Consider the following 9,934-nt stretch of genomic DNA (forward strand, 5'->3'; position numbering starts at 1 on the left):
TAATTATGTGCAAACGTTGTCCTTGGCTCGACCAAACAAAAGCGGACTATGTCGATTATCACGACAAGGAATGGGGCGTCCCAGTGTTGGACGATAGGACCTTGTTTGAATTTCTGGTACTGGAATCTGCACAGGCGGGGTTGAGCTGGTATACGATATTGAAGCGACGTGAAGGGTACCGCAAAGCCTTCGCTAACTTTGATGTAGAAAAGGTGGCAAAGTTTACCGAACAAGATGAAGCAAGGCTAATCGAAGATACAGGGATTATTCGTAATAAACTCAAAATAAAATCGACGGTGACAAATGCTCAGCTTTTTATTGAAATCCAGCACGAGTTTGGGTCGTTTTGCCGATATGTGTGGTCGTTTGTCGACAACAAAGTGCTGGTTAGCAACTGGGATAAACTGGAAGACTACCCTGTAACCACGCCAGTATCGGATGCACTAAGCAAAGACCTGAAGAAGCGAGGATTCAAGTTTGTTGGCTCGACCATTATTTATGCATACCTCCAAGCCGCGGGCCTCATTAATGACCACAGCAAAGAGTGTTATCGACGACAAGAAGTCATCGATAGCTACAAGTCTTTGGGCGTAGAGTACGCCGAAAGTAAGGCCTGATGACGCGAACGTCCAATCCTGTGGTTGACATATGAATGGACGGCTCAGGCACTTGTATTGGCGGTTTATCATTTGATAACAATCGACTAAGTTGCCTTTGTCTGTTTGCTCCAATTAACGACGAATGGTATTGGTGACTTCACCTATACCGTCAATACTAACGCTTACCGTATCATTGGCTTGAAGGGCTCGTGTTCTACCGGGAGTACCAGCAAAGATTAAATCCCCTGGTCGTAAAGGAATATACTGGCTGATGTAAGATACAATCGCCTCGACATCGTGGATCATGTTTTCTAAGCTCTCTTGTTGCACAACTTTACCATTGAGAGTCGTGGTGATGGCTTGATTCGAGATGTCTAGATTCGTTTGAATGAGGGCAGAAACGGGTCCAAAGTCTTTGGCCCCTTTTGCTCTCCACCATTGTAGGTCACTGGACTGCCAGCTGCGTTCCGTTAAATCATTCCCTACGGTGTATCCAAATACACAGTGTTTTGCCTGTTGTGCCTCGACCGCGTCGCAAAGTTTACCTATCACAATAACTAACTCGCCCTCAAAATGAACATTGCGAGCGTCAGTTGGCAATACGATATCGCCATCTACCCGTATTGATGGCGCTGATTTGAAAAATATCTCAGGTTTTTTTTCTCCAGCATTACCTGCGTGACTACGAAAGTTCAGGCCAACAGCGAAGACGTTGCCGTTGTCGATGGGAGGGCGTAACTGGCTTTTTTGGTATGGAACGGTGGCCTTTACGTCAAACGACGAGAAAGGCGTGGAGGTCAACACGTCCATTGTTTCACCGGAGGTGATGCGTACCCATTCGACTTCACCGTTTATTTCCGCGCGTCCATATTGTTCGGCAAAAACTGGCGAAGTAAAAAGTGCAATCAGCAGAATAAATTTCATGAACCATCCTTGTTATCTTTAGCATCGGAAGTCAGCACCATCCCGAATAGGGTCTGGTGATGACTCGATTATTACTGCGCTTTACTAGCGTAGCAGCGGTTGTGTCGCCGTGCTGGAATAGTCATACGGATTTAAAACAGAATCAGATTAAAGGGGGGCTCAAAATTGCGTTACCAATGCGTGCTATAGTACGAGCAAATAAATCAACGAATTGAATGGTGATATGGAAAAGTTTTCTTCGATTTATGCCCGTGCAGCAGAGCGTAAAGGTGGTGAAATAGCACTAGAGTCATTAGTGAATAAGCCTTTAAGCACTTCAGAATTGTTAGCTATACCTGATGATAGATGGCTTGCGGCGTTTACTATGAAAGTATTTCAATGTGGTATTTCTTGGCAGGTTGTTCGTAATAAATGGGCTAATTTTGAAGACGTGTTTTTCCAATTTCGAGTTAATCCGTTGCTAATGCTTTCTGATGAACACTGGGAGCAAAAAGCTCAAAACCCTCGAATTATTCGTCATCTTACGAAAGTAATGTCAATACCAGTTAACGCACAGATGATTCAATCAGCGCGTTTTGAGCATGATTCTTTTGCTGATATGGTTGCTAATTGGCCGTCGGAGTCCATGGTAGAGTTATGGCTGTACTTAAAAAAACATGGCGCGAGGTTAGGGGGGAATACCGGCCCGTACGCACTGCGTCAACTCGGTGTCGATACGTTTATTTTGTCCTCTGACGTTGAAAACTATTTGAGAAATACGCAAGTGATCGATTCAGGGAAAGGTACGAAAAGAGCCTTGAAAGCAACCAACTCTGCGTTTGCAGATTGGCAACAGGAATCTGGGCGGTCACTATCCGAAATCAGCCAGATTATTGCCTTCGGCTTTGGTGAAAACCGATTGTAATGTGATATTGGTTAAACAATCAGTGATCCTAGGTGATAACCCGCGATATTAAATTAAAAACGCAGCCATTATTGTGGCTGCGTTTTGCTTTCTAACATGCTGGGGTATTAAGATTCCATTATGACTCGAGTGTCTTCACTCAGCGCTTCAAGCTCATTAGCTATATCACTTATTTTCATGGCCTGCGGGATCTTGAGAGCAATGTTTGCCGTGAACAGACTTGAGCTGATACCGCCCCCTCCCGCTAAAAAGACACGATGGCAGTCCATGTCTAATATACGAATGTCTTGGGCGTCGAGATATTGAGTGATCTCGTTGACAATCCCAGAACGATCATTGGCATCTAAGCGTAAGTGATAAATGGTTTCTTGATCATGAATATGTGGGTCAGTGTCTGTAATCTGAACAGTAAGGTTTGGATAGTCTTGAAAGGCACGTTTAACCACCTCCTGATTTTCACTCGGTAGTTCTACTTTGATAACCGCAGAGACATGATTTTCTAAGAAATTGACCTTGCTCACTAGCCATTTACCATCATTTTCATGGGTAATAGCCGCTAAATTTTGAATCGTGGTTGGGGTCGCTTGGCCGATAAAGCTGACGATGAAAGTAGTACTGATCATACAATGACCTCCACAAGTAAACATAGATAACTAACTGATTAGTTAAGTGTAGTTTAGAACTATTCTAATGACATAGCACGATGGACCTCTAGGAATTTAATCAAACCCTTGGCATTTATCTGATTCTTTGTCTCCGCCCACATTTTCGGTAATCAGCAATGTCTTGTGAGTCATCCAGTAATAGTGATTCTATGTCTTGAAATATAAAGCTAGACCGACCGGTTTGTTTTATGTATAGTGACATCAACTAAACAATGAAGGTGACACAATGACTCATAACACGACAAGCGAGAATATGGAATGTTCACTGGAAGCCATGCAGAGCGCATTTATGGGCAGCCCTATGCCTTCGTTTGAACAACGTATTGAGAAGCTTACCGCGTTGAAAAATAGTCTGATTCAGCACAGTGAAGACATATGTGAATCAATGAATCTTGATTATGGTCAACGCAGTAAACAAGACACTCTCATTGCCGATGTCTTACCTTGTATTGGAAATATCGATCATACGGTTACTCACCTTCAAGATTGGATGGCACCTTCGGTTCGAAGTGCTGGGCCACTATTGTCTACCTCTACGGTTGAGGTGATCTATCAACCGATGGGGGTGGTCGGGATTGTGACACCTTGGAATTTTCCCATCATGCTTTCCGTTGGCCCCTTGATTTCTGCCGTGGCGGCGGGTAATCGTGCCATGATTAAAATGAGCGAATTCACTCCCCATACCAACCAGGTACTTCGACGCATACTCGCACAAGTATTTACCCACCAAGAAGTCGTCGTAGTGGAAGGCGAAACGGAGGTGGCAAGTGCGTTTACTGCAATGCCATTTGACCACTTGTTGTTTACTGGTTCTACCTCGGTTGGACGATTGGTGATGAAAGCCGCTTCACCAAATTTGACGCCTGTAACGCTTGAATTAGGGGGGAAATCACCGGTGCTCATTGCTGATGATGTGTCGATGGAATTGGCGGTCGAACGGATTATATATGGAAAAAGTTTAAACAATGGGCAAGTGTGTGTTGCGCCAGACTATGTATTGCTGCCAGAAGGCAAAGAAGACGCTTTTATTGCAGAGTATCAACGACAGTATACGAATTTATTTCCCGATGGCGTAGATTCAGATAACTTAACATCGCTTGCTAACCGTTGCCAATATGCACGAATTGATCGATTATTGAATGAAGAGCGTAAAGCTGGAACCCGTATAGAGCCTTGTCACCCCAATGATGTTCAGAGCTCTCAGAATCGTTTGGTGACGCAACTCATTATCAATCCTGATTTGCAATCGAATGTGATGACAGAAGAAATTTTCGGACCTTTACTACCCGTGATCAGTTATCAACATATTGACCAAGCGTTGGCGCTCATTACCGATAAGCCGCGACCTTTAGCGTTGTACCTCATGTCATTTGATACAGACCTACAATATAGAGTTAAAACGACGATACATTCAGGAGGAATGTGCATCAATGACTGCGTTTTTCACCTTGCGGTTGATGACGCCCCCTTCGGTGGGATCGGTGAATCTGGAAAAGGGCATTACCATGGGCATGAAGGTTTTCTCACATTTTCTCATGCAAAAACGGTATTACAAAGTGGGTCTGAACATCAAGTTAAATACTTGTTTACTCAAGGCGATAATGCCTTTAAATCCGCAGTATTGAGCCTTGTCGGTCAATAACACATCCCATCTGTTTAGTAATAAGGTCAATGACATGTTAGAGCAGTTTTTTGAAAAAACGATGAAAGCGTATTTAATCATCACCGGAGCATTAACCGCAACAGCATTTGTAACATTTTTGGCACCAGAGTGGAGTATGCAAAATCTATTTTTTTACTCTGAAGGAATGATGCAAAATAAAGAATACTTGCAGGCGACCTATCAACACTGGGGAGTGATGGTTGGCTGTATTGGTGTACTACTCATGTTCTCTGCTAAATACAAACAACTACGCACATCGACGATGATCTATAGTGGTTTTGAAAAAGCAATGTTTGTTGGTTTGTTTTTATACAATGTTTGTATTAATGATTACGAATGGTTTTATGGTTGGAGTGGGGTATTTGCACTTGACGCGTTTGTCACTATTTATTCATTAGCATACTTATTCTATTATCTTAATAGAGATAAAAATAAAGTGCCGGCACATCTTAGATAATACTATGCCGAGATAAATCCCGGTGTAACTATCATATAGATTAATAAGGTCTAGAGAATGTTTGTTCTCTAGACCTTATTTTTTCTGATTTTTATATTGTCATCGAATGTCATCCTTGACGTATAATTGACATTAAACAACTAGACCGACCGGTTTGCTGTGGTATTGTGTTGTTATCAATTTAATGAGGGCAATATCATGAGTACGACTAATTATACGTTTGACCTTAAAACCATTATTCATGCAAAAGAAAACGGCATTACGGATATTCCAGCGTTGTTCCACCGTTTAGAGGCTAAGCGAGTGGTGTTATTTACAGATAAAGGTTTAGAGTCGCTCGGGTTTGTTGAGCGTTTTAATTCTATATTTGAATCACAATCAGACGTTGAAATTGTTGGTATTTATACGGATATCCAGCCAGATGCGACTTGCGACAATATTAACGCCGCGATTAGGTTTACTCAGTCAATCGAAGCGGATGCCATCCTAGCCATTGGTGGCGGTAGTGTGATTGATGCCTCGAAAGGTGTGAAATACGCTTTGCATAAAGGCGTGAACGATATTCGTGAAGTCATTGCTGGTGGGGGGCATATGGAAATTTGGCCCAACAACGAAGATATAACGGTCCCTCATATCGCAGTACCAACGACGGCAGGTACAGGTGCAGAGGCTTCTCCTATTGCTGTATTCTTTAATGAACACGAAAATATTAAGGCGAGTCTTGTTGTATCAGGTATTGAGGCAGACATTGCGGTACTTGACCCATTATTGACGGTAAAGCTTCCAGCCGCATTGACTCGTTCAACGGGAATGGATGCGTTAACACATGCCCTAGAAGCCATTGTGTCACCGGTGAGTAACCCAATAACCGATGCATTTAGTCTTCATGCTGCGTCACTGATTATAGAGAACTTGCCGAAGGTATTAGTGGATGCCGACAACATTCCAGCCAGAGCAAACCTATTACAGGCCAGTACCATGGCTATTTCAGCTTTCTATTCTTCGTTAGGCGGCATTCCAATTCATAACGTCGCTCATGCGTTTGGCGCGATCAGTCATATCCCTCATGGCGATGCGAATACGGTGTTGTTGCCACTTGTTATGGAGGCATTACCTGGGTTTTATTTGAACAAGGCGAAGAAATTAGCCCGCGCATTGAATGTTGATACAACGGGCACCGATGAAATGGTGCTGCAGCGCGTAACGGGGTTCATAAAACAATTTCAAGCGGAGATCGGAGCGATGACGAGCTTTGCTCTTTGGTCTATCAGTGAGCAAGATAAAGTTGCTATTGTCGAAGCAGTAAAAAAAGACATCAGTTTTCAATTTTACCCAATGCCTGAAGAAAAAATAGAACATATTATTGAGTCTGCAGTTTAAGTATTCATTAAATTAAGTCAACGGATTAGCTGTTATGAAGTGTTGGCCTGTTTTTAAATGTTTGGTACTGACGCTTTCATATTTTTAACACCCATCGTTAACAGATATTTATTATTTAATAGTGGTCTTAAAAGGTAGTTCAATTGTTCAATAAATTGATTTATATGTTATTGGCTTTCTGTGTGATATTGAGTGGCGCTTACTGCGTTATTAGTGATGAGGATCATTTAAATGCAGTAAACCTGGATTGTAATACAACAGTTATCGATTGTAATACAACAGTTATAGGTTGCGGTGCGCCTAATTGTGCAAGTCATAAAAAAGAGATAACAGACGCTACGATAGTGCTCACTAATGCCTATAACGGGCATCAAAAGGCACAAATTAAGTTGGCAAATATGTATTTGCAGGGCAATAACGTTGAACAAAATTCAACGAAAGCCGCCCATTGGTTTCAAGTGGCTGCAGATGCTGGAAACCCAGAAGCTCAGACTCAGTTAGCGCTTCTTTTTGCCTCGGGAAATGGGGTTGCTCAGAACTATAAAAAAGCGGTCTCTTGGCTAGGGAAGGCGGCGAATCAAAACTATTTGCCAGCTCTGGATTTATTGCATTGGATGTCTCAGGCCGCTCATTGATATTAACCTAGTTATTCACAATTACGTTTCAATTATTTATTAAGGTAAACATAATGGCACCATTAAATAAGTCTATTGTCTGTTCCGCTATATTGGCAGCCTCAAGTAGCGTTTCTGCATCTCAAGATCCAGATAAGCCAAATATCGTCATTATTGTCGGTGATGATGTCGGGTTTGCTGACACGCAGCCTTATGGCTCTGAAGTCAATACGCCCAATTTGATGGCGTTGGCAGAAGAGGGGATTAAATTTACTAATTTTCACGCCTCTCCCACGTCGTCAGTTACTCGCTCTATGATGTTAACTGGAGCGAATAATCATGAGGTGGGACTAGGGACGTTTGACTATGCCGTCTATCCTGACTCGATTGGTAAACCTGGCTATGAAGGATATTTAACGAAAAAAGGACTCACGGTATCAACGCTACTGAACGATAATGGTTACCACACATATCTAGCCGGTAAATGGCACCTAGGACACGAGGATGGTTTCCTACCCGACGACCGGGGGTTTGGGGAGAGCTACGGTATATTAGCCGGTGGATCCAATCACTTTAACCGCAATATGATGTTCCCAGCGAAAAGTGCCGCAACCGCTGAAGCGTTACAAAAAGGCCAGATGCCCGGTATTGAGCAAGAGCAATTATATCGAAATGGTCAAGCAGTAAAGGATCAATACAAAGGTGAGTATTCCGATCAAGTGTATACCAATGAAATCATCAAAATGATTGATAAAAATAAAGAAGATGGTAAACCATTTTTAGCCTACGTACCGTTCACCGCAATACACTTGCCGTTGCAAGCCCCAGAGCATACCTACCAAGATAAGATTGATTATTACGTAGAACACGGTTGGGACACAATACGAGAAGATCGCTTTAATAAAATGAAGGCGCTAGGTGTCATACCTAATGACGCATCAATGGCAAGCCGAAACAGCATGAGTCGACCTTGGGATTCATTAACGGACAAAGAACAGGCTTGGTATGGTAAAAAGATGGCGGTGGCCATGGGTATGATGGAGCTTCAAGACCAGCAAATAGGCCAGATCACCGACTACCTTAAAGACATTGGTGAATATGATAATACCTACATTATTTATCTTGCGGATAATGGACCAGAAGCCGCAGACGTGACCGGTGAAAACATGAGCGATTTAATTCGTACATGGACTGAGCACCATTTCGATAACTCGACAGATAATATCGGCAACGAAAATTCAAGTGTGTCACTTGGGCCTGAGTGGGCCAATGCATCTACTGGTGGGTTATCTTGGTTTAAAGTTTATACGGCAGAAGGTGGCATTCGTGTGCCGTTTATAGTTAAGCCACCAAAAGGTGTGCTTGGCGTAGAAGGCGCGTTGGCAGCAGGGACGCAAACTAACAGTATGTCGCAAGTAAAAGATGTCGCAGCGACGATTCTAGACATTGCAAATATTAAGCACCCTGGAACCGAATATAAAGGCCGAGAGGTAGCGCCTATGAGTGGTGTTAGTTTGTTGCCATTTATGGCGGGTAAGCAGAAAGAGGTTCACTCATCACAAAATCCAATCGGTTTCGAACTCTTTGGAAGTGGTATGCTGTTAAAAGGTGACCATAAAATTATAAGAATTTCATCTGGAATGGGCGGTGATAATGAATGGCATCTTTACAATACTAAGTTAGACCCAGCAGAGCAAAACGATTTACGTCGCCAATATCCAGAATTATTTAATGAAATGATGAAGGACTACCAACGCCATGAAGAGACGTACAATATTATCCCTGTCGATGACAAATGGAACCCGTTTGAAGTCGTTAAATAGTCATCCTCTTTGTAACGCTAAATAGACCTGTCAGAGTCGATAATTTATAAATGACTGGGTGATCACGAAGTTGTTGTTTGTGATCACCTATTGTTCGTGAGAACCTATTGTTTTCACCTGTCTTATGGTTCTAGCGATTTTTTTAAGCAACGAGAGGGAGTAACATTGTCTATTCTTCGGTGAACAGAAAATAGACTGGACGGTCGGTTTGTTGGGTTTTATACTGCTTGAAAGACCAAGATTTAGGAGCCCAATAATGGTTGATTTAAAACAGGCTTTACTTGATGCCGGTTTTCGCTTAATCAGTGAACACGGTTACGCTGGCATTGGAATAATGAAAATTATTCAGGAAGCGAATGGGACGAAAGGTTCGTTTTATCATCACTTTAAGTCTAAAGAAGATTTTGGACGGGTACTGCTAGAGAATTACTTTGAAGAACATCTCGAGATTTTAAATCAATATCTTGATGATGCCGCATTTTCATTCCCTGAGCGTGTGATTAACTATTTTGAGTTTTGGTCACAATCTAAAGTGACCGAAGACTTTCAAATTCAATGCTTGGTTGTTAAGTTAGCGGGAGAAATGTCAGGCACCTCATCGAGCATGCAAAACGAGTTGGCAATCGGATCTGAAAAAATCATTGCGCGTATGAGCGATTTTTTTGATATGGGTAATCAAACGGGCGATTTTACTATCGACGAGCCCTATATCACATCAAGAATGCTTTACGGGAATTGGCTAGGCGCAACGTTGATCTGTGCACTACAAAAAGATCGAGTTCTACTAAGCGATGCGATGACAAATACAAAGCAAATTATTGGTGTGAAAGCGACCAATTAAACCTGTAACCAAATCTGGTAAGTACAAAAAAAGGCTACGAGGTAGTAATGCCGTTCACTTAAGA

Annotated in this window: 10 protein-coding genes; 8 read left to right on the top strand and 2 right to left on the bottom strand. The window is 42.4% G+C overall.

Translation table 11 applies throughout. The features are described from left to right. Nucleotides 1–5 precede the first annotated feature (5 nt). The gene (locus AB4405_RS12020; protein WP_372060956.1) at nucleotides 6–617 is read left to right on the top strand and encodes a DNA-3-methyladenine glycosylase I; all 612 of its coding nucleotides are present in this window, start codon (nucleotides 6–8) and stop codon (nucleotides 615–617) included. Nucleotides 618–731: 114 nt separating this feature from the next. Here AB4405_RS12020 and AB4405_RS12025 read toward each other — a convergent pair whose 3' ends face one another. Continuing rightward, nucleotides 732–1,523: a fumarylacetoacetate hydrolase family protein gene (locus AB4405_RS12025; RefSeq protein WP_372060957.1), complete on the bottom strand. Its 792-nt coding sequence runs from the start codon at nucleotides 1,521–1,523 to the stop codon at nucleotides 732–734. Nucleotides 1,524–1,746: 223 nt separating this feature from the next. On the opposite strand from AB4405_RS12025, the gene AB4405_RS12030 reads away from it, so the two are divergent. Continuing rightward, on the top strand, nucleotides 1,747–2,427 hold the full coding sequence (locus AB4405_RS12030) for a DNA-3-methyladenine glycosylase I (protein WP_372060958.1): 681 nt from the start codon (nucleotides 1,747–1,749) through the stop codon (nucleotides 2,425–2,427). A 107-nt stretch (nucleotides 2,428–2,534) separates the two neighbouring features. Here the strand turns inward: AB4405_RS12030 and AB4405_RS12035 are convergent, their stop codons facing one another. Then, nucleotides 2,535–3,047 carry a glycine cleavage system protein R gene (locus tag AB4405_RS12035; protein WP_102471601.1) on the bottom strand — a complete coding sequence of 171 codons (513 nt, stop codon included), beginning with the start codon at nucleotides 3,045–3,047 and terminating at the stop codon, nucleotides 2,535–2,537. Nucleotides 3,048–3,318: 271 nt separating this feature from the next. Here AB4405_RS12035 and AB4405_RS12040 point away from each other — a divergent pair, with 271 nt between their 5' ends. From AB4405_RS12040 to AB4405_RS12065, 6 genes are all read left to right on the top strand, one after another. Next, entirely contained in the window at nucleotides 3,319–4,734 is a 1,416-nt protein-coding gene (locus AB4405_RS12040) for a coniferyl aldehyde dehydrogenase (protein ID WP_372060959.1), read from the top strand. Between the two features lie 34 nt (nucleotides 4,735–4,768). Next, complete coding sequence (locus AB4405_RS12045; RefSeq protein WP_372060960.1) at nucleotides 4,769–5,212, top strand: hypothetical protein; 444 nt, start codon at nucleotides 4,769–4,771, stop codon at nucleotides 5,210–5,212. A gap of 198 nt (nucleotides 5,213–5,410) precedes the next feature. Beyond that, nucleotides 5,411–6,592 carry an iron-containing alcohol dehydrogenase gene (locus AB4405_RS12050; protein WP_372060961.1) on the top strand — a complete coding sequence of 394 codons (1,182 nt, stop codon included), beginning with the start codon at nucleotides 5,411–5,413 and terminating at the stop codon, nucleotides 6,590–6,592. Nucleotides 6,593–6,735: 143 nt separating this feature from the next. Next, a complete protein-coding gene (locus AB4405_RS12055; RefSeq protein ID WP_372060963.1) occupies nucleotides 6,736–7,227 on the top strand; it encodes a tetratricopeptide repeat protein in 492 nt (163 codons plus the stop codon). Between the two features lie 53 nt (nucleotides 7,228–7,280). Next, nucleotides 7,281–9,029 (top strand): arylsulfatase, encoded by a 1,749-nt coding sequence (locus tag AB4405_RS12060; protein ID WP_372060965.1) that lies wholly within the window; start codon nucleotides 7,281–7,283, stop codon nucleotides 9,027–9,029. A 256-nt stretch (nucleotides 9,030–9,285) separates the two neighbouring features. Further along, the gene (locus AB4405_RS12065) at nucleotides 9,286–9,870 is read left to right on the top strand and encodes a TetR/AcrR family transcriptional regulator (protein WP_372060966.1); all 585 of its coding nucleotides are present in this window, start codon (nucleotides 9,286–9,288) and stop codon (nucleotides 9,868–9,870) included. The last annotated feature ends 64 nt before the right edge of the window (nucleotides 9,871–9,934 follow it).

It is taken from the genome of Vibrio sp. 10N.261.51.F12 (assembly GCF_041471725.1).
Lineage (GTDB): Bacteria > Pseudomonadota > Gammaproteobacteria > Enterobacterales > Vibrionaceae > Vibrio.